The sequence below is a fragment of the Pseudomonas sp. Ga0074129 genome, assembly GCA_001465025.1.
Classification (GTDB): Bacteria; Pseudomonadota; Gammaproteobacteria; order Pseudomonadales; family Pseudomonadaceae; genus Aquipseudomonas.
Genome location: LNDO01000083.1, coordinates 69255 through 88143, shown reverse-complemented (window position 1 = coordinate 88143; position 18889 = coordinate 69255). Strand labels below are relative to the sequence as shown.

The 18889-nt window shown below is 62.0% G+C and carries 16 protein-coding genes and 2 pseudogenes; 7 read left to right on the top strand and 11 right to left on the bottom strand.

Annotated elements, in window-relative coordinates; genetic code table 11:
* Positions 1-59: 59 nt before the first annotated feature.
* Genes hemL through AUK77_RS11895 form a run of 3 tightly spaced genes read right to left on the bottom strand, consistent with a single transcriptional unit; the run spans position 60 to position 2851 of the window.
* Positions 60-1349, bottom strand: a complete 1290-nt coding sequence (gene hemL / locus AUK77_RS11905; RefSeq protein ID WP_296129951.1) for a glutamate-1-semialdehyde 2,1-aminomutase — start codon at positions 1347-1349, stop codon at positions 60-62.
* Positions 1350-1402: 53 nt separating this feature from the next.
* Positions 1403-2029, bottom strand: a complete 627-nt coding sequence (gene thiE, locus AUK77_RS11900; RefSeq protein WP_296129948.1) for a thiamine phosphate synthase — start codon at positions 2027-2029, stop codon at positions 1403-1405.
* Positions 2030-2056: 27 nt separating this feature from the next.
* Positions 2057-2851 carry a hydroxymethylpyrimidine/phosphomethylpyrimidine kinase gene (locus tag AUK77_RS11895; protein ID WP_296129945.1) on the bottom strand — a complete coding sequence of 265 codons (795 nt, stop codon included), beginning with the start codon at positions 2849-2851 and terminating at the stop codon, positions 2057-2059.
* A gap of 280 nt (positions 2852-3131) precedes the next feature.
* Between AUK77_RS11895 and AUK77_RS11890 the strand changes: the two are divergent.
* The 3 genes and pseudogenes from AUK77_RS11890 to AUK77_RS11880 all read left to right on the top strand — a co-directional run bounded on the left by AUK77_RS11890 (position 3132) and on the right by AUK77_RS11880 (position 7974).
* A pseudogene (locus AUK77_RS11890) lies at positions 3132-5512 on the top strand (7TM diverse intracellular signaling domain-containing protein).
* Positions 5513-5671: 159 nt separating this feature from the next.
* Positions 5672-6325: a TetR/AcrR family transcriptional regulator gene (locus AUK77_RS11885; RefSeq protein WP_296129942.1), complete on the top strand. Its 654-nt coding sequence runs from the start codon at positions 5672-5674 to the stop codon at positions 6323-6325.
* Positions 6322-7974 carry an acyl-CoA dehydrogenase family protein gene (locus AUK77_RS11880; RefSeq protein ID WP_296129939.1) on the top strand — a complete coding sequence of 551 codons (1653 nt, stop codon included), beginning with the start codon at positions 6322-6324 and terminating at the stop codon, positions 7972-7974. The genes AUK77_RS11885 and AUK77_RS11880 overlap by 4 nt, the downstream gene beginning before the upstream one ends.
* Positions 7975-8031: 57 nt before the next feature.
* Here AUK77_RS11880 and AUK77_RS11875 read toward each other — a convergent pair whose 3' ends face one another.
* Positions 8032-8766 carry a hypothetical protein gene (locus tag AUK77_RS11875; RefSeq protein ID WP_296129936.1) on the bottom strand — a complete coding sequence of 245 codons (735 nt, stop codon included), beginning with the start codon at positions 8764-8766 and terminating at the stop codon, positions 8032-8034.
* A gap of 92 nt (positions 8767-8858) precedes the next feature.
* Between AUK77_RS11875 and AUK77_RS11870 the strand changes: the two genes are divergently transcribed.
* Both AUK77_RS11870 and amn read left to right on the top strand, forming a co-directional pair.
* Positions 8859-9185 (top strand): DUF3703 domain-containing protein, encoded by a 327-nt coding sequence (locus AUK77_RS11870; RefSeq protein ID WP_296129934.1) that lies wholly within the window; start codon positions 8859-8861, stop codon positions 9183-9185.
* An 87-nt stretch (positions 9186-9272) separates the two neighbouring features.
* Positions 9273-10739: an AMP nucleosidase gene (amn, locus tag AUK77_RS11865; protein ID WP_296129999.1), complete on the top strand. Its 1467-nt coding sequence runs from the start codon at positions 9273-9275 to the stop codon at positions 10737-10739.
* Positions 10740-10801: 62 nt separating this feature from the next.
* Here the strand turns inward: amn and AUK77_RS11860 are convergent, their stop codons facing one another.
* Positions 10802-11836 (bottom strand): NAD(P)-dependent alcohol dehydrogenase, encoded by a 1035-nt coding sequence (locus AUK77_RS11860; protein WP_296129932.1) that lies wholly within the window; start codon positions 11834-11836, stop codon positions 10802-10804.
* Between the two features lie 204 nt (positions 11837-12040).
* Between AUK77_RS11860 and AUK77_RS11855 the strand changes: the two genes are divergently transcribed.
* Positions 12041-12610, top strand: a complete 570-nt coding sequence (locus tag AUK77_RS11855; RefSeq protein WP_296129997.1) for a pseudouridine synthase — start codon at positions 12041-12043, stop codon at positions 12608-12610.
* On the opposite strand, the gene AUK77_RS11850 is transcribed toward AUK77_RS11855, so the two are convergent.
* The 6 genes and pseudogenes from AUK77_RS11850 to AUK77_RS11825 all read right to left on the bottom strand — a co-directional run bounded on the left by AUK77_RS11850 (position 12611) and on the right by AUK77_RS11825 (position 16156).
* On the bottom strand, positions 12611-13003 hold the full coding sequence (locus AUK77_RS11850) for a globin (RefSeq protein WP_296129929.1): 393 nt from the start codon (positions 13001-13003) through the stop codon (positions 12611-12613).
* 94 nt (positions 13004-13097) lie between these two features.
* A pseudogene (locus tag AUK77_RS11845) lies at positions 13098-13316 on the bottom strand (DUF2788 domain-containing protein).
* Positions 13317-13459: 143 nt separating this feature from the next.
* Positions 13460-13939 carry an Lrp/AsnC family transcriptional regulator gene (locus AUK77_RS11840; RefSeq protein WP_296129926.1) on the bottom strand — a complete coding sequence of 160 codons (480 nt, stop codon included), beginning with the start codon at positions 13937-13939 and terminating at the stop codon, positions 13460-13462.
* Positions 13940-14260: 321 nt separating this feature from the next.
* The gene (locus AUK77_RS11835; protein ID WP_296129923.1) at positions 14261-14683 is read right to left on the bottom strand and encodes an MAPEG family protein; all 423 of its coding nucleotides are present in this window, start codon (positions 14681-14683) and stop codon (positions 14261-14263) included.
* A gap of 68 nt (positions 14684-14751) precedes the next feature.
* Positions 14752-15630 (bottom strand): cation diffusion facilitator family transporter, encoded by an 879-nt coding sequence (locus AUK77_RS11830; protein WP_296129996.1) that lies wholly within the window; start codon positions 15628-15630, stop codon positions 14752-14754.
* Positions 15631-15736: 106 nt separating this feature from the next.
* The gene (locus AUK77_RS11825) at positions 15737-16156 is read right to left on the bottom strand and encodes a polyribonucleotide nucleotidyltransferase (protein ID WP_296129921.1); all 420 of its coding nucleotides are present in this window, start codon (positions 16154-16156) and stop codon (positions 15737-15739) included.
* Positions 16157-16331: 175 nt separating this feature from the next.
* On the opposite strand from AUK77_RS11825, the gene hrpB reads away from it, so the two are divergent.
* Entirely contained in the window at positions 16332-18866 is a 2535-nt protein-coding gene (gene hrpB / locus AUK77_RS11820; RefSeq protein ID WP_296129889.1) for an ATP-dependent helicase HrpB, read from the top strand.
* The last annotated feature ends 23 nt before the right edge of the window (positions 18867-18889 follow it).

Sequence of the window (18889 nt, the reverse complement as noted above, 5' to 3'; positions counted from 1 at the left end):
TGTACTGTCTCGTCGCGGCTCGCTTGCCTTCGCGTTCTATTTCCGAAACAGAGCCGCAATCAGACTTTTTTCAACTCGGCAAAAGCACGCTCGGCGGCGTTCAGGGTGATGGCCAGTTCGGCATCGCCATGGGCAATGGAGGTGAACCCGGCCTCAAAGGCGCTCGGGGCCAGGTATACGCCGCCAGCAAGCATTAGATGGAAGAAGCGCTTGAAGCGCTCGGCGTCGCTGGCCATCACATCATCAAAGGTGACGATGTTGTCGGCAGCGCTGAAATACAGGCCGAACATGCCGCCTGCCTGGGTGGTGACAAACGGGATGCCGGCAGCATCGGCGCGGTCTTGCAGGCCTTGCAGCATGCGGCTGGTGTAGTCGCTCAGTTCGGCATGGAAGTCCGGGCGATTGATCAGGCGCAGCGTGGTCAGGCCAGCGGCCATCGCCAATGGATTACCCGACAGGGTGCCCGCTTGGTAAACCGGGCCGAGCGGCGCGATGCAATGCATGATTTCGCGCTTGCCACCAAAGCAGCCAACCGGCATGCCGCCACCGATGATCTTGCCGAAGGTGGTCAAATCCGGTGTCACGCCGTAATAGGCCTGTGCGCCGCCGAGGGCGACGCGAAAGCCGGTCATCACTTCGTCGAAAATCAGTACCACGCCGTGTTTGTCACACTGCTCGCGCAGGCCTTGCAGGTAACCCGGTGCCGGCGGCACGCAGTTCATGTTGCCGGCCACCGGCTCAACGATGATGCAGGCCACGGTCGGGCCCACTTCGTCGAGCATCTGCTCAACGGCGGCCAGGTCGTTAAAGGGCAGGGTCAGGGTGTGCTTGGCGAAGTCCGCCGGTACACCGGCCGAGCTCGGTACGCCTTGGGTCAACAGACCGGAGCCGGCTTTTACCAGCAGGCTGTCGGAATGGCCGTGGTAGCAGCCTTCGAACTTGATGATGTTGTCGCGGCCGGTGTAGCCACGGGCCAGGCGGATGGCGCTCATGGTCGCCTCGGTGCCGGAGCTGACCATGCGCACCATTTCCATCGACGGCACCAGGCTGCATACGAGATCCGCCATCTCGGTTTCCATGGCGGTCGGCGCGCCATAGGACAGGCCATGTTGCAGCTGGTTGCGCACCGCATCGAGCACGTCCGGGTGGCTGTGGCCGAGGATCATCGGGCCCCAGGAGCCCACGTAATCCACATAACGCTTGTCGTCTTCGTCAGTGACATAAGCGCCTTCGGCATGTTTGAAGAACAGCGGCGTGCCGCCCACGCTTTTAAACGCACGTACTGGCGAGTTAACGCCGCCGGGGATGTGCTTTTGCGCGTTGTTGAAGAGCATTTCGGAGCGGGACATAACAGAACCTCTATAACGTGGGCGCGGGGCGAGGCAGGTCGCCCGCCGCGCAATTAATTGGCGATGAACAGGGCGCTAAAGGCGCGCGCGCGGTGCTCGACTTCGGCCGCCGAGTCGGCACCGAACAGGCCATGGACCACTGCGACCATGCTGGCGCCGTGGGCAATCAGTGCGGGGGCGTTGTCCAGCGTTACGCCGCCAATGGCGACGATGGGCAGGGTGATCTGTGCGCGTGCGGCGTCGAGTAACTCGATATCGGCCGCCGGTGCGCCGGGTTTGGTGCTGGAGTTGAAGAAGCGGCCGAAAGCGACGTAACTCGCGCCTTCTTTGGCGGCGGTCTCAGCCAGCGCCAGTTGCGCATGACAGGTGCCGCCGATGATTGCCTTGCGCCCAAGCAGTGCGCGGGCGACGGACAGCGAACCGTCGCCCTGGCCCAGGTGCAGGCCCACGCCGAGGCGTGCAGCCAGTTCGGCGTCGTCATTGATGATCAGCGCCGCGCCGTAGCGGTTGCACATCTCGCGCAGGGCTTCGGCTTCGCGCAGGCGGCGGGCGTCATCGCTGGACTTGTCGCGGTACTGCAGCAGTTTGGCGCCGCCCTTGAGCGCGGCTTCGACGTACGGCAGCAGTTTGCCCTTGAGCAGTTCGCTGTCGGTAATGGCATACAGGCCGCGCAGTTTCATCGGAGGCGCTCCATCAGCGGCTTTCTATTAGTAAGCATCTAGCGGCAAGCGCCGAGGGATGAACTGGCCATGGCCCGGCTGTTCGGCATCGCGCAGGGTTCGCCAGGTGTAATCGAGGGCAAACTCCACCGCGCTGACCAGCTCTTGGCCAATCGCCAGGCGGCCCGCGAGGGTGCTGGCCAAGGTGCAACCAGAACCGTGGTAGCTGCCCGGCAGGCGCTGACAGGTAAAGGTGTGACGGCTGCCGTCACGGCCATACAAACGGTTGTGCACCTGCTGCTCGTCGCCATGGCCGCCGGTGATCAGCAGGTACTGAATGTATGGCAGCAATTTCTCCGCGCATTCATCCGCCGTGCCATCCGGCAGTTCGGCGAGGATGCGCGCTTCCGGCAGGTTCGGTGTGGCGATGGTGGACACGGCAAACAGGCGTTCGCGCATGGCGTAGCCGACTTCATCCTTGCCCAGCGCGCCACCGCCACCGGCACGCAGCACCGGGTCGCAGACCAAGGGGATGCCCGGCAGGCGTTGCATGATTTCCAGCACAGTCTCGACCATCTCGACCGAGCCGAGCATGCCGAGCTTGACGGCTTCGACCGGCAGATCGTTGATCACCGCATTGGCCTGGGCCAGCACCCAGTCGCGGTCGAGCACCCGAAAATCATGGACGTTGACGGTATCCTGCACGGTCAAGGCTGTCACGGTAGGGGCAGCGTGACAGCCTTGGGCGAGCAGGGCTTCGATATCGGCTTGCAGGCCGGCACCCCCACTGGGGTCATGACCGGACAAGCACAGCACTACGGGGCGGGAGGTTGGCGTTTTCATGGTGGGCGAGCTTACCACCAAACCGCCGTTTGCAGACCCCGGCAAGCGTCTTAAGCGCACCTGGCGGACGATCTGTCGCAGCCGCTGTGGCGCTTGGCAGCGAGCGACCGATTGAGCAAAAAAGCCTTCGCTTAAAGGACGTACCCCGCCACTCAAGGTGCAGGTCGCGCTGTGCTTTTCCTGGGGCGATGGCATAAATGCCTATGCTAGAGTGCCATCATTCCCCAATAACCGCGTCAGCAGCGCTCTAGGGCACTGCGGGCTTACCCGGCTGAGCTGTATGCATTACATCCTGTTGTGTTTCTTTATGCTGTTGCCAGGGTTGGCCGGTGCATTGGTTTTCGACGAAAACACACGCAGCCTGCCGCTTGGCAAGGACATGCTGGTGTTCGAGGATGTGCGCGGCGACGCCAGTATTGAAGACGTCAGCTCGCAGGCGTTACAGGCCAGTTTTCGCCAGCATGATAAAAGCGTACTGAACGCTGGTTACTCGCGGTCGGTGTTCTGGCTGCGTCTGGACCTGGAATACCGCCCGCAGCAGGCGACCGGCCCACGTCCTTGGTTACTGGAACTGGCCTACCCGCCGCTGGATGATCTGCAACTGTTCGTGGCTGATGCACAAGGGCGCTATCACTTACGCCAGCACACGGGCGATGCCTTGCCCTTCGACAGCCGTGAGATCAAACAGCACAACTACCTGTTTGAACTGCACCTTACACCGGGGCAAAAGCAGAGCGTTTACCTGCGTCTGGAAAGCCAGGGCTCGATCCAGGCACCGCTCACCCTGTGGGCACCAAATGCTTATATAGAAGAACAACCCGCGCGGATTTATGCCCTGGGCATGATTTATGGCGTGCTGTTGGTCATGCTGATTTACAACCTGTTTATCTACCTCAGTGTGCGTGATACCAGCTACCTGTATTACATCCTCTATATCGCGGCGTTTGGTTGTTATCAGCTCTCGGTCAACGGGGCGGCCATTGAGTATTTTTGGCCAAACAACCCATGGTGGGCCAACGCCGCCACACCTTTTATGATCGGTGCTGCGGCGCTGTTTGGTTGTCAGTTTGCCCGCTCCTTCCTGCATACCGGTGCGCACAGCCCTTGGGTGGACCGAGCCTGCTGTTGCTGATGGGCTGCGGTGTTGGAGTCATGACCCTCGCGGTGGCTGCCAGTTATGGTTTAGCGCTGCGCCTGGCCACCTATCTGGCGCTGCTGTTTACCGTGGTGATTTTCATTGCGGGGGTATTGGCTTGGCTGCGCGGTATGCGCGTGGCGCGCTATTTCATCATCGCCTGGAGTGCCTTTCTGGCGGGCGGGGTGATCAATACGATGATGGTGCTCGGCTATCTGCCGAATATGTTCCTGACCATGTACGCCAGCCAGATTGGCTCAGCGCTGGAAGTAGCTCTGTTGTCGCTGGCCCTGGCTGATCGTATCAATGCTATGAAAGAAGAGCGTGCGCGCATTCTTCAGGAAGCCAGCGTCAAACTGGAGGCCTTCAACCAGGAACTGGCCAACAGTAACCGTTTAAAGGATGAGTTCCTCGCCACCGTCACCCATGAACTGCGCACCCCCATGAATGGCGTGATCGGTTCGCTGGAATTGATGCAGATGCTTAATCTCGACGGCGAGCTGGCGCATTACCAGCGAACCGCCGCCGGTTCGGCCCGCGACATGATGCGCATGGTCAACGACATCCTCACCCTCACCGAACTGCAAGCCGGGCGACTGTACCCACGCCGTGAGCTGTTTAGCCTGCGCGGTTTGTTCGATGGTCTGCGGGCGCAGTACGCGCCGCGCGCCGCTGAAAAAGGCCTGCGGTTTATCCTGGAACTGGACGAAAGCCTGCCCGATACCCTCGAAGGCGATGCCGCAAAGCTCACGCAAAGCCTGCACTGCCTGCTGGATAACGCCTTTAAATTCACCCTGTACGGCGAGGTGCGGGTGCGCGTGAGCCGCGCGGGTAGCGCTGACGAAACCTTGCCGCTGCGCATCGAGGTGATCGACAGCGGCGTTGGCTTTACCACGCCGGCTGACGGCAAGTTGTATCAGCGCTTCCATCAACTGGACGGTTCCATGACCCGCGAATATGGCGGCCTGGGGATTGGTCTGGCGATCTGCCGGCAACTGGTTGATTTGCTGGGTGGCGATTTGAGTCACGAATCCCAACCGGGGCAGGGCAGCTGTTTCCGTTTGGAGCTGCCGCTGGCCATGCCCGTGCAGCGCGCCGTCACCTCGCCGATGCCGCCTCGCGTCAGCGGTCCTGCTTTGCGCGAGCCCGAACAGTGCTGCGTATTGATAGTGGAAGACAACGCCATCAACCAACTGGTGACGCGCGGCATGCTGCTGAAGATGGGGTATCAGGTGCGCACGGCGGATAACGGCGCGCAGGCGCTGGACGTACTGCGCAATGAAAAAATCGATGCCGTGCTGCTGGATTGCCAGATGCCGGTGATGGATGGTTTCGCCACCTGCCGTGCGCTGCGTAACCTGCCGGGCTGCCAAACCCTGCCGGTTTTGGCAATCACCGCCCACAGCCACAGCGGCGATCGCGAGCGTTGCCTGGCGGCGGGTATGAGTGATTACTTGGCCAAGCCGATGAAGTTCGAGCAGCTCAAGCACCTGCTGCAGGACTGGGTGCTTTGCCGCGAGGGGTGAGCCGTGCGTTACGTAGTCCTTGCCCGCATTGCCTGCCTAATGAGCACAAGAGCGCACCGGCGCGCTTGGCTGAAATACCCGCCTAAGTGCCCGGAATAGCGCTTTTTTCATAGTCTGAATCCTGATTCACTCAAGCAATAGTGAATCAGGATTCAGATCATGGCCTACCGCACCACCGCCCAACGTCTCGATCAGGATCAGGCCCTGCGTGAGCGCATTATCAATGCGGCGCTGGCGCGGGTGACTGAGGGCGGCTTTGTCGCCCTGACCATGCAGGCCCTGGCCGATGATGTTGGCATTGCCACCGGCAGCCTCTACCGGCATGTGCGCAACAAGGGCGAACTGGCCGCCGAGGTGTTTGCCCTGGCCAGCCAGCGTGAGGTCGACGCCCTGGCGCAGATCCTATCCGGGCCCGGCAGCCCAGCGCAGCGTTTGGCCGAAGGGGTTGAGCGCTTCGCTGCGCGGGCCTGGGACAGCCGTCGTCTGGCGTTTGCACTGATCGCCGAGCCGGTTGAGCCGCAAGTCGACGAGCAACGCCTGCTCTACCGTGAAGCCTACGCCGAACTGTTTTGTGACGTGTTGCAGGAGGGCGTGGCTGCCGGTCAGTTCCACGTGCAGCAGGTCAATCTGGCCGCTGCCTGTCTGGTCGGGGCCATCGCCGAGGCCTTGGTTGGGCCGCTGTCACCGCCCGCCCGCGCTGCCCGTGAAGCCGGTTATCCCGCCCCCAGCCTGGCGCACGTCAGCCACGCGCTGGTCACCTTTTGTTTGCGCGCCGTGGGCGCCCCATTGCCCGAAGAGGAATGTCTGCCATGAATGCCAGCCAGCACGCTGAAACCCACGAAGTCTTCAATCAGGTGCCGCCGTTGGACGGTGCCAACCTCTATCGCATTGACCTGCCGCTGCAAGAGTGGACCAAGCGCTTTGGCGGCAACTGGGCCGAGCCGCGCCTGGATGCTTATGGTGCCCTGGCGGGTGGCGAGTTAATGACGGCAGGCTTTCTCGCTAACGAAAACAAGCCTGTATTCAAAAGCCACGACCGCTATGGTCAGCGCATTGATCTGGTGGAGTTTCACCCGGCCTATCACCAGCTGATGAGCGCCGCCATTGAGCATGGCTTGCCCTCCATGCCCTGGACCGATCCGCGCGCCGGTGCTCAGGTGGCGCGGGCGGCCATGAGTTACCTGCATAGCCAGGCCGAAGCTGGCAGTGGTTGTCCGTTGACCATGACCTTTGCCAGTGTGCCGGCGCTCAAATTGCAGGCCGATGTGGCCGAGCGTTGGTTGCCGAAAATCCTCGCCACGCAATACGACCCGCGCAACCTGCCGATCGAGCAGAAAACCGGTGCAACCATCGGCATGGCCATGACCGAAAAACAAGGCGGCACTGATGTGCGTGCCAACACCACCCGCGCCTATCCGATTGGCTTGGGCGGCCCAGGGCAAGCTTATGAGCTGGTTGGCCACAAATGGTTTTGCTCCGCGCCGATGTGCGATGCCTTCCTAACCTTGGCCTACACCAGCAAGGGCTTGACCTGCTTTCTGCTGCCGCGTCACCGCCCGGACGGCACGCGCAATGAGTTCTACGTGCAGCGCCTGAAGAATAAGCTGGGCAACTGGTCCAACGCCTCCAGCGAAGTGGAGTTCCGTGGCGCGCTGGCCTGGATGATCGGCGAAGAAGGGCGGGGCGTGCCGACCATTATTGAAATGGTCGCGCTGACCCGTTTCGACTGCATGATCGGTTCCAGCGCCCTGATGCGTCAGGCCTTGACCCAGGCCACGCACCACTGCGCGCACCGTCAGGTGGGGGGGCGTGTGCTGAGCGAGCAACCGCTGATGCAAAACGTGCTGGCTGACCTGGCGCTGGAGAGCGAAGCGGCGCTGGCACTCACCCTGCGCATGGGCAAGGCGCTGGATAACCCGCATGACGAGCAGGAAGACAAATTCGCCCGCTTGGTGACGGCAGTGGGCAAATACTGGATCTGCAAACGCGCCCCCGCGATGATCAACGAAGCCGCCGAGTGCATGGGCGGTGCCGGGTATGTTGAAGACACCATCCTGCCGCGCCTGTACCGCGAAGCCCCGGTCAACTCAACCTGGGAAGGCTCGGGCAACGTGCAATGCTTGGACGTGCTGCGCGCCTTGTCGAAAGAGCAAGGCGTGCTCGACGCGTTGTTTGCCGAGCTTGGCAATGGCCACGGCGATGCTCGCCTTAAAGCCCATATCGAAAAACTCCAGGCGGACTTCCGCGACACCGACGACATCCAATACCGCGCCCGGCAACTGACCGAAGACGTGGCCCTGGCCCTGCAAGCCAAGCTGCTGCTGGAAGCCGGCAATGCCGTGGTGAGCGATGCCTTTATCGCCAGTCGCCTGGGCGGGCAGGGTGGGCGCGTCTACGGCACCCTGGCCCGAGGCATTGATGCGGCCGCGTTGATCGCGCGCAGCGCACCGCACCTTATCTGAGGTTAGGCAGCGCTCGCCGTGTCAGTGGCAATGTTTGATCGGGTGATCCGTTTCAGGCTAGGGCTGGCGTTGCCAACGTCTTGTGCCGCTTGAGCTTTCGGTCACCAGATAGCCGTCACTGAAGTGGTAGCGCGCCGTCGGTTGATAGGCGTTCTGGTCTTGCAGTTGTACTTCCTGCAAGCCATTGCTGGCCAGCCAGCGACCTGTGTAGTGCAGTTCGCCCGGTGCATCGGGATGCCAGTCGCTGTTGTCTGCAGCGCTGCGGGACCATTGGTTAATGCGGCCAGAAACCGCCAATTGCAGGATCAGCAGGTTGTTCTCTGACGCCGTGCTGGCGTGTTCGCCTTGTGTGATGGGCTCATGCACCCAAGTGCCAATCAGTTCCGGGTCGCGGAATTGTCGGTTGGCTTGGCTGGTGATGGCGGCATCGCTGAAGCGCTGTCGATTAAACACCGCACGACGCTCCAGCGTTTCGCCTGTCACCGGGCTGCGCGCGCTGATATGGCTGGTGAGAACGCCGTTGGCGTAGGTGGCGGTTATGGTGGCAATCGGCTGGTCGGATTGCGTGTCAAGACTCTGGGCGTTGAGCACCTGGCCGTCGAAGTGGCCGCTGATTCTCAAGTGCAGTCGGCGACCTTCAATGTATTCACCACTGACCTGCTGATCCTGGCTGCGCAGGTGCATTTCGGCCGGTTGCCCATCCAGGGTGGTCAGGTAGTAACCGTCCAGGCTATCAGCCAGTAGCGTGCAGGGTAGTAAACACAGCATCAGGGTGAGCAGCGTGCGCGGCATGCGTAATCTCCAAAGCATCCTTGTGGGTGCTTGACCAATGTGCCGCCCCGCAGTTGCACATTGGCGACGTCAATCACTATAGGAGTGTTGCCATGAGCCGTGAACAGGCCTTCTGGCAGGAATACCAACTGGCCCGCGCGCAGCGCGGCATTGACCCGGCGGCTGAGCTGCGCCATCTGGAGCGGGCGCATATTTTGGGGCAGCGTTATTTTCGCGAGCACTTGCGCAGCCATGTATGGATGCTGGCCTGGGCGTGGCGTCAACGTGACTGGGCTGAAGGCCTGGCGCAGCTGCTGCGCATCCCCGGTAGCTTGGGGTCTTTAATTGGCCTCGTCCCCTTGGGCAATCCGGGCACTCGACGCGTCGGGCCGCTGACCCCGCAGGCGGTGCCTGAGGATTTGCACGCGCTGCTTAAGTAGTCTTTGCCGGTCATCCCGCTATCGCAAACGCGGCTGATCAGGGCAAGATAGAGCCTGTCTGATCAGCCAGGAAGATGACGTGTGAACATGTGTTCCGATGACTTTATTGTCGCCAATACCCCTGAAGAGGCGGTGGACCGTCTGGCCGCCTTGCACCAGCAAGCCACAGGTGCCTTGAGTCGTGCGCTCAAGCGTTACCTCAAAGAGCGCATTAAGCCCGATGCCGCCGAGCAGTGCCTGTTTCGCTACCCTGAACTGCGCCTGATTTACCTGTGCCAAGGCGAAGTACCGACCACCGTGCGCGCCTATGCCAAGGTGCAGGTGCCAGGCACCTACAGCGTCACCGTCACCCATCCGGCGGCGTTCCGCAAATACCTGCTGGAGCAGTTACGGCCCCTGATGAGCGACTTCACCGTGCGCGTGGAAGTGGGCATCAGCCAGCAGAATATTCCTTACCCCTATGTGGTTGAGCAGGGCGACGAGTTGGCCGGCAGTGGCGTCACGGCAGGTGAGTTGGCGCGGGTGTTCCCCAGCACTGATTTGTCGGCCGCCACCGATGGCACCGCCGACGGCCTGTATGACTGGGAAAACACCGACCCGCTGCCGCTGGCGTTGTTCGATGCGGCGCGGGTGGATTTCTCCCTGCGCCGTCTGGTGCATTACACCGGCAGCGACTGGCGGCATGTGCAGCCTTGGATTCTGCTGACCAACTACCACCGTTACGTCGACCAGTTCATTCGCCATGGCCTAGACATGCTGGTGGGCGAATCGCGCTTCACGCGCATGGTGCTGCCGGGCAATGTGGTGATCGAACGCGGCATGGCCGAAGGCGAAATGCAGGCCATCATCGAGAACGTCATCTGGCACCGCTATCAGATGCCGGCTTACCACCTGCAAACGGCCGACGGCCACGGCATCACCTTGGTCAACATTGGCGTCGGCCCGTCCAACGCGAAGAACATCACCGACCATTTGGCCGTGCTGCGCCCGCATTGCTGGCTGATGATTGGCCACTGTGGTGGCCTGCGTCAGTCGCAGACCATTGGTGACTACGTGCTGGCCCACGCTTATATGCGTCGCGATGGCATTCTTGATCGCGTGCTGCCGCCGCATATCCCGCTACCCGCGCTGGCTGAAGTGCAGCAGGCGCTGCAAGAAGCGGCCAAAATGGTGACGGGCGAGCAGGGCGATGAGCTGAAAAAACGCCTGCGCACCGGCACCGTGTTGACCTACGACGACCGCAATTGGGAACTGCGCTGGGCGCAGGAGCGGCCGTTGATCAATCTGTCGCGCGCCGTGGCGGTGGATATGGAAAGCGGCACCATTGCCGCGCAAGGTTATCGCCTGCGGGTGCCTTACGGCACGCTGCTGTGCGTATCGGACAAGCCGCTGCACAGCGAGATCAAACTGCCCGGTGCGGCCGGCGCGTTCTACGAGCGCGCAGTGACGCAGCACCTGCACATTGGCATCGCCGCACTGGAGTTGATGCGCAACCAGCTCAACTCGCTGCACTCACGTAAGTTGCGCAGCTTCGATGAGCCGCCGTTCCGCTGACCGAGCTTGGCGACATAAAAAAGCCCGAGGTGTTCGCCTCGGGCTTTTTATTTCAGTTCAGTTTATTTGCTGGCATCCAGCACTACGCGGTAGCGCGCTTTACCGGCACGCAGGTGGTCGATGGCTTCGTTGACCTTGCTCATTGGGAAGTGTTCGACCTGCGGCACAATCTGATGCCGCGCGCAGAATTCCAGCATGGTTGCCATGTTGCTCGGCGAGCCAACCGGTGAGCCGGACAGGCTCTTTTGTTGTGGGATCAGGCTGAACACGTGCACCGGGATGGCGCTGGGCACGATGCCGACAAAGTGCAGGCGGCCTTTGCCGCTGAGGGTGCCGAGCAGGGCGTTCCAGTCCAGGTCAGCGCTGGCAGTGACCAGCAGAAAATCCAGGCTGCCGGCGATGGCTTTGAGTGCGTTGCTGTCGGTGGAGGCCACCACCTTGTGCGCGCCCAGGCGTTTGGCTTCGTCCTGTTTGCTCAGTGACGAGGTGAAGGCCGTGACCTCACAGCCCCAGGCATTGAGAAAGCCCAGCGCCAGGTGGCCAAGGCCGCCGATGCCGACCACACCGACTTTGTCCGTGGGCTTAACGTTGAAGTCCAGCAGCGGGCTGAACACGGTCGAGCCCGCACAAAACAGCGGGCCGACCACGGCCGGGTCCAGCCCGTCTGGCAGGGCAATGGCCCAGGCCCAATGGCTGCGCAAGCGATCAGCAAAGCCGCCGTTGCTGCCAACAATGGTCGGTTTAACGGTGCCGCACAGCTGATGCGCGCCTTCCATGCACGAGCCGCAGTGCATGCAGCTGCCTTTGTACCAGCCGATGCCCACGCGCTGGCCGAGTTTCAGGCCGCGCACCTGCTCGCCGACGCGCACGATGGTGCCGACCACTTCATGGCCGGGGATGAACGGGTAGCGGCTGATGCCCCATTCGTTATCAATCATTGATTGGTCGGAGTGGCAGATGCCGCAGTACTCCACCGCCACTTCGACCTCTTCGACGCCCAGTGGGCCGGGGTCATAGCTGAACTGTTCGAGCGGTGCACCGGGGGCTTTGGCGGCCCAGCCGGTGAAGGTGTCGAGAATGGATTCGGGCGAACTCATAACAATGGCCTCGGGACGGGAAACACAACCTCGCCAGCATAGCCCTCTACACCAACCAAGGCAGCGCGGATCACTCAGGCTGATAGTCCAACCTTGGCCTCGGTTACACTGGCTGCCTCGTCACCGCTTGCTGGATCTTCTATGTCACGCCCACCTCGCCCTGCGTCCACTCGCCCACACAGTGGCAAACCTGCCGTGCGCCGTGTGGCCAAGGCACCACCTGCCGAGCCGCGCTTGCTGGTGCTGAACAAACCCTTTGATGTGCTGACCCAGTTCAATGACGAGCAAGGCCGCGCCACCCTCAAGGATTTTGTCGATGTGCCTGGCGTGTATCCGGCCGGACGACTGGACCGCGACAGCGAAGGGTTATTGCTGCTGACCAACGACGGCGGCCTGCAAGCGCGCATCGCCGACCCCAAACACAAGCTGGCGAAAACCTATTGGGTGCAGGTGGAAGGTGAGCCGAGCGACGCGCAATTGCAGCAACTGCGCGACGGTGTGCAATTGAACGATGGGCCAACCCTTCCCGCCGATGCCCGCCTGCTGGATGAGCCGCAGCTATGGGATCGCCACCCGCCGGTACGCTTTCGCAAAAGCATTCCCACCGCCTGGCTGGAACTGGTGATTCGCGAGGGGCGCAACCGTCAGGTGCGGCGCATGACGGCGGCTGTCGGCTTGCCGACCTTGCGCTTGGTGCGTGTGGCCATCGGCCCGTTCACGCTGGATGGCTTGCAGCCGGGGCAGTGGCGTGAGGTGCCGGCCCGGCTGGATTGATCAATAGCCGGCCTTGATCACCGCAATGCCTTTGTTCAACACCTCACGCCAGGCCTGGCGGGTTTCTGCGGTGCATTGTTTGTCGTGTTCGCTGACGGTCAGCAACAGCGCTTCCAGCCACAGGTCATACAGCTCCGGGCGAATATCAAAACCTTCGCGCGAATGCGAAGCGCCCAGGGCGCGCAATTTGGTGTCCGGCATGCCGCGTGCGTGCATCACCAAATTCAGGATGCCTTGGCGCAGCAGCAGTTTTTGCCCGCTCATTTCCGTATTGGTGAACTTCTCGCGGATTTGCGGCGAACTGGCGAGGAAATGGCGGTAAAAGCTGTCGAAAAAATCAGGGCTGGCACAGCAGCGGCCATAGCTCTGCATCACCAGATCGGCGTGGGACATGAAAACTCCTGGGTAAGGGCTAATGTTCGCGTGGCTGTCTCTGGACGCGCTGTGTAAGGCGTGAGGCACCCGCGACGGGCGCTGAAATTAACGCTTAACCGTGAATGTCGCGAGCGGTTTCGATGATGTAGGTGATGATTGGCTTGGCCAAAAAGGCGAACAGGCACAGGCCAAGGGTGAGAAACAGCACGGCAGTGCCGAGGCGGCCGGCTTTGGACTTTTACGCCAGGTCCCAGATGATGAAGAACATGAACACAATCAGCCCGCCCACCAGGACGTACATCATCAGGGCTTCAAATTGTTCGGTTTCCATTTGGGCCTCGTACAGCGGGAGTGGCTCGGCGCGTTGCCGGACGTTGGTTGATGTTGCCGTGCATGCCTGCGACGTCAGCTTGTGCGCGCGAGTATACGCCCCAGTCATAGCCGAGGCAGTTGCTGGCGCGTGGGGTGCGGCGATCAGTCGCGCAGGTGCTGCAACGGCAGTTGTGTGCTGGACAAGATCTGCTGCAGCACAAAGCTGGAGCGCACACTGGAAACCCCTTCAATGCGGGTCAAGGTGCCCAGCAGCAGCTTTTGGTAATGGTCCATGTCCGGCACCACAACCTTGAGTTGGTAGTCGGCATCCATCCCCGTCACCAGGCAGCATTCAAGCACTTCCGGGCACTTGCGGATTTCGGCCTGGAAGTGCTCGAAGCGCTCAGGCGTGTGTCGATCCATACCAATCAGCACGTAAGCCGTGAGGCTCAGGCCCAGCAGTTTGCGGTCGAGCAGGGCAACCTGGCCGAGAATAAAACCGTCATCTTGCAGTTGTTTGACCCGCCTGGAGCAGGGCGAGGGTGATAAGCCGATGCGTTCGGCCAGGTCTTGGTTCGACAAGGTGGCGTCGCGCTGTAATTCGGCGAGGATGTTCAGGTCGTAGCGGTCAAGTTTGTTCATATTTGCCACGCATATTATTTAAATTGCTGAATATGTTTGTTAATTGGCTGTTGGTTGCGCAAGTTATACGCATATCAGCAATATTCGCAATCTTTTGCTGCGCTGGCAGGCGTAAGCTTTACCCAGCTTCAAGGCCCGGACAACAGGTCCAGCCGCATCGCCCAATCAGGCGAGCGGTCGCCGCCGATCCCACCGGATCGTCACGGCAACCGGGTCCGCACTGCCCAACCAGGCGGGCGACGAAAAGGTGTTATCAACGCCACAATGACGGACACGAAAAAGGGAGGCCAGCGGCCTCCCTTTTTTGTGCGCGGCTGAAACTCAACCGGCCAGGCCCGCGAACTGCAGCAGCCACCAGGCCAGAATCGCCAGTTGCACAAAGAACGCGGCAAAGCGCAGCCAGACAAACAGCGGGCGGGTGCTGATTAAGTGCACCACGCCTTGCGCCAGGCGTGCGCCGAGCAGGGCCAGCGCCAGTGGCTCGGTGACGGCTGTTTGTGCGCTGGCAATGGCGTAGAGCAGCAGGGCTGCCTGCAACGGCAGGTTTTCCAGGCAATTGGCGTGTACCCGCACCAGCCGTTTGGCCAACTCACCGGGCGTGTTGCTGCCGTCGGGGTTGAAGGCATTCACGGCCATCTTGCCGCTCAGTACCAGCAAGCCGCGCTGGTTGATCATCAGAAACATCAACAGCAAAGGCCAGGCGACCAGCCCAAGCAGGGCCATTGCAGTGGCGGTGAGTGTCATGGTTTCGCTCCTTCTTATTGTGGTGTGGGATGGGGCGAAAGCAGTTTAGGTCTTTTAGAGTATTTGCTCTAGTCGGCGACGGCAGGTGAGGAGGCGTGTTTGACCACGCTGCTGGGGTCGGGGTGCACCAGCACTTCAGCGCGCGGGAACTGCTCACGAATGGCTTCTTCGACCTGCTCGCAAAGCTCGTGCGCCTCTTGCAAGCTCAGGGTATCGGGTAACTCAAGGTGCAGTTGGACGAACCAGCGTGTGCCGGAAAGCCGTGTGCGCAGGTCATGCACTCCCAGCACGCCCGGTACGGCGCAGGCCAGTTCATGCATCTCGGCGCTGATCTGCGGGTCCAGCTCCTGATCCATCAATACGGTGGCGGCTTCACGGGCAATGCTGATGGCGCTCCAGAAGATGTACAGCGCAATGGCGATGCCGAACAGCGCGTCCATCTGCGCCCAGCCGTAGCTGGCGAGTATCAGTGCGAGCAGGATGCTGCTGTTAAGCAGCAGGTCGGAGCGGTAATGCAACGAGTCGGCACGAATCGCCGTGGAGCCGGTGACGCGCACCACATGTCCTTGAAACAGCAACAGGGCGACCGTGACCGCAATCGATAACAGCATCACCGCAATGCCCAGCGCAGGAGCGCCCAATGGCTCAGGGTTGAGCAGGCGATCAATGGCATGGCTGCCCACCAAGAGCGCACTGGCCCCGATAAACAAGGCCTGGCCCAGCCCGGCCAGTGCTTCTGCCTTGCCGTGGCCGTAGCGGTGGTCGTCATCAGCCGGGCGCAGGGCATAGTGCACGGCGATCAGGTTAAGCAGCGACGCGGCACCGTCGAGCAGTGAGTCGGTCAGCCCGGCGAGCAAACTGACTGAACCGCTCAGCCACCAAGCGACCGCCTTGGCCAGCGCGAGGCTGAGGGCAGCAGTTAATGCCGCATAAGTGGCCAAGCGCATTAGGCGTGCGTGTTGCGGGGGTGTGTTCACAGGGTTTCCGAAGGCAAGGCAGTTTTGAGCAATGCTAGCGCGAAAAAGCCCGCCGTGAAGGCGGGCTTAAGGTGCATCAGGCGGCTGGGCGCAGCCCGTACAGGGCCAATTGCTCAGCGCTGCCGTGGTGTTGCATCAGGTTGGGTTGGTCAAGGGGCAGGCTGTGGCCAGTTTGCTGCTCAATCAGCGCCTTAAGCTTGGCCCGATCAATCTGGCCGTTGGCATCGACCAGGTTCTCCAGCTTTTGCGGATCGACGTGTGAGGTCAGTCCGCCAGGCAGGTAGATGGCTCCGGTCGCAAAGTCGATGCCAAAGGCAATCAGCCCCGGCAGGACATAAAACAGGATGCCGATGGCATTGAGCCCCGCCACGGCCGGGTCGATACGGCCTTCAATCTGGCCACGACGTTCCGGGTAAAACAGCGTGCCGCAGGCGGTCAGTTGGGTGAACAGGGTGGCGACGAGAAGGCCACCGATAACGCGGGTTTGGGTGCGCATTGAACATCTCCTTGGAAAAAGTGGCGCAACTATATCAATGCCAGCGTGGCAATGCTGCTGCGTCGGGCGTTGCTCGGCGACTGCGCTTGCCTGCCGTCAACATTGCCTGCAGTTCAGACAGCAGCAATGGCCAACAGGTTCGCCGTTATAATCGCCGACCTTAACTGGAGCCTGCATGAATTCCCTGCCTATTGATGTGCTGCTGCCTGCGTTGTGCCAGGCCTTGTCGCTGCGTGATGAAGCCGTGCTGGAAGCACCGCCCGGTGCCGGTAAAACCACCCGCGTGCCGCTGGCCATGCTGGATCAGCCTTGGCTGGCAGGGCAGCGCATCATCATGCTGGAACCGCGCCGTTTGGCCGCGCGGGCAGCGGCGGAGCGGCTGGCCAGTGAGCTGGGGGAAACGGTTGGCGAAACCGTCGGTTATCGCATTCGCTTGGACAGCAAGGTCGGCCCGCGTACCCGCATTGAAGTGGTGACCGAGGGCATTCTGGCCCGGCGGCTGCAGGACGATCCGGCGCTGGACGGCGTTGGGCTGGTTATTTTCGATGAGTACCACGAGCGCAGTCTGGATGCTGATCTGGCCCTAGCGCTGACCCTTAACGGGCGGGCCATGCTGCGCGGGCCTGAATCCGGCGAGCTGCCACTGAAAGTGCTGCTGATGTCCGCCACCCTAGAAGGCGAACGTCTGGCCGCTTTGCTGGGCGATGCGCCGGTGCTGCGCAGCGAAGGGCGCATGTTCCCGGTCGATATTCGCTGGGGCGCACCGTGGCAGGTGGGCGAATGGGTCGAGCCGAAAGTGCTGCAAACCGTGTTGCAGGCGCTGGCAGACGAGCCGGGCAGCCTCTTGGTGTTTCTGCCCGGTCAGGCTGAGATTCGCCGGGTGGCTGAGCAGTTGGCGCAATCCCTGGAGGGGCGGCCCGATATTCTGCTCTGTCCCTTGCACGGCGAGTTGGATTTAAACGCTCAGCGCGCCGCCATCGATCCAGCACCGCCCGGCATGCGCAAAGTGGTGCTGGCGACCAATATCGCCGAAACCAGCCTGACCATCGACGGCGTGCGCGTGGTGGTCGATGCCGGGTTGGCGCGGGTGCCGCGTTTTGACCCCAACAGCGGCATGACCCGCCTGGACACGCAACGCATCTCGCGGGCTTCGGCCACTCAACGCAGCGGCCGCGCCGGTCGTTTGCAGTCCGGCGTGTGTTATCGCTTGTGGTCGCAGGCCCAGCATGAGCAGTTGGCGGCCTACAGCAGCGCCGAAATCCTCCAGGCTGATCTGGCCGGATTGGCGCTGCAACTGGTGCGTTGGGGCGTTACCCCGGCTGAGCTGATCTGGCTTGATCCGCCGCCTGCGGCCGCCTATGCCCAGGCCCTGGACCTGCTGGTGCGCCTCGGTGCGGTGGATGCCCAAGGCCGGATTACGGCGCACGGCCAGGCCATGGCCGAACTGCCGACGCATCCGCGTATTGCGCATTTGTTGCTGCGCGGTCAGGCGTTGGGTTTGGGCGCGTTGGCCTGTGACCTCGCCGCCTTGCTCGGCGAGCGTGACCTGCTGCGGGGTGTGGGGGCAGACCTGCACAGCCGTCTGGCCCTGTTGGCGGGGGAGGCGCGTGCGGCCCGTGGCGCTCAGGGGGCGGTGCAGCGCGCGCGGCAACTGGCGCGGCAGTTTCAGGGCTACCTGAAAAAACTGCCGAGTCGGCAGACCGTCAGTGACCCTGAGCATCCGCGTTGGTTGGGCGCGTTGTTGGCCTTTGCTTATCCCGATCGGATCGCCCAGCAACGCCGTGACGGTGGCGCTGAATACCGCCTGGCCAATGGCCGCGCAGCGCTGTTTGCCGAAGCCGATGGGCTGATGAAACACCGCTGGCTGGTGGTGGCGGATCTCGGCAGTCGGCTGGGGCAGCGCGAGGAGCGCATCTACCTGGCGGCGGAACTGCAACCGCAGTTGTTTGACAACGTGCTGGCGGAGCAGGTGAGCACCCTGGAGGTACTCGACTGGGATGAGCGCGAAGGCGCGCTGTTGGCCGAGCGCCAGCGCAAAGTCGGCGAGCTGGTGCTGGCGCGTGAAGCGCTGACCGGGCTGGATGCGCAGCAGCGTAGCCGGGCCATGCTCGGCCTGGTGCGGCGCAAGGGATTGGCGCTGCTGCCGTGGACGCCCGAGTTGCGCCAGTGGCAAGCGCGAGTGGCGTTGTTACGCGCCTTGGACCTTGGCGCGGCGCAGACCAGCGAGTGGCCGGATGTCAGTGATGCGGTGTTGCTGGCCAACCTGGAGCAGTGGTTGCAACCCTATCTGGATAACGTCACCCGGCTCAGTCATTTCGCCAACCTGGACCTGTCCGGCATCTTGCACAACCTACTGCCCTGGCCCTTGCCGCAGCGCCTTGATGAGCTGGCCCCGCGCAGCCTGAACGTACCGTCCGGCTCGCGTATCAGTCTTGACTACAGCGAGCAGCCGCCGGTGTTGGCGGTGCGTTTGCAGGAGTTATTCGGCCTGGCGGATACACCGCGCATCGCCGGCGGCCGGCAGGTGGTGAAATTGCATCTGCTGTCGCCGGCGCGCCGGCCGGTGCAGGTCACGCAAGACCTGGCCAACTTCTGGCGCAGCACCTATGCCGAGGTGAAGAAAGATTTAAAAGGGCGCTACCCCAAACATTACTGGCCCGATGACCCGCTGATCGCCGAGCCCACCGCGCGGGCTAAGCCGCGCAAGTAAGCGTTGCGGCTAATGGATCAGCG

Excerpts from the sequence above, each read along its gene's own strand:
- hemL (WP_296129951.1), bottom strand. The coding sequence starts at position 1,349 with ATGTCCCGCTCCGAAATGCTCTTCAACAACGCGCAAAAGCACATCCCC.
- thiE (WP_296129948.1), bottom strand. The coding sequence starts at position 2,029 with ATGAAACTGCGCGGCCTGTATGCCATTACCGACAGCGAACTGCTCAAG.
- AUK77_RS11895 (WP_296129945.1), bottom strand. The coding sequence starts at position 2,851 with ATGAAAACGCCAACCTCCCGCCCCGTAGTGCTGTGCTTGTCCGGTCAT.
- AUK77_RS11885 (WP_296129942.1), top strand. The coding sequence starts at position 5,672 with ATGGCCTACCGCACCACCGCCCAACGTCTCGATCAGGATCAGGCCCTG.
- AUK77_RS11880 (WP_296129939.1), top strand. The coding sequence starts at position 6,322 with ATGAATGCCAGCCAGCACGCTGAAACCCACGAAGTCTTCAATCAGGTG.
- AUK77_RS11875 (WP_296129936.1), bottom strand. The coding sequence starts at position 8,766 with ATGCCGCGCACGCTGCTCACCCTGATGCTGTGTTTACTACCCTGCACG.
- AUK77_RS11870 (WP_296129934.1), top strand. The coding sequence starts at position 8,859 with ATGAGCCGTGAACAGGCCTTCTGGCAGGAATACCAACTGGCCCGCGCG.
- amn (WP_296129999.1), top strand. The coding sequence starts at position 9,273 with ATGTGTTCCGATGACTTTATTGTCGCCAATACCCCTGAAGAGGCGGTG.
- AUK77_RS11860 (WP_296129932.1), bottom strand. The coding sequence starts at position 11,836 with ATGAGTTCGCCCGAATCCATTCTCGACACCTTCACCGGCTGGGCCGCC.
- AUK77_RS11850 (WP_296129929.1), bottom strand. The coding sequence starts at position 13,003 with ATGTCCCACGCCGATCTGGTGATGCAGAGCTATGGCCGCTGCTGTGCC.
- AUK77_RS11840 (WP_296129926.1), bottom strand. The coding sequence starts at position 13,939 with ATGAACAAACTTGACCGCTACGACCTGAACATCCTCGCCGAATTACAG.
- AUK77_RS11835 (WP_296129923.1), bottom strand. The coding sequence starts at position 14,683 with ATGACACTCACCGCCACTGCAATGGCCCTGCTTGGGCTGGTCGCCTGG.
- AUK77_RS11830 (WP_296129996.1), bottom strand. The coding sequence starts at position 15,630 with ATGCGCTTGGCCACTTATGCGGCATTAACTGCTGCCCTCAGCCTCGCG.
- AUK77_RS11825 (WP_296129921.1), bottom strand. The coding sequence starts at position 16,156 with ATGCGCACCCAAACCCGCGTTATCGGTGGCCTTCTCGTCGCCACCCTG.
- hrpB (WP_296129889.1), top strand. The coding sequence starts at position 16,332 with ATGAATTCCCTGCCTATTGATGTGCTGCTGCCTGCGTTGTGCCAGGCC.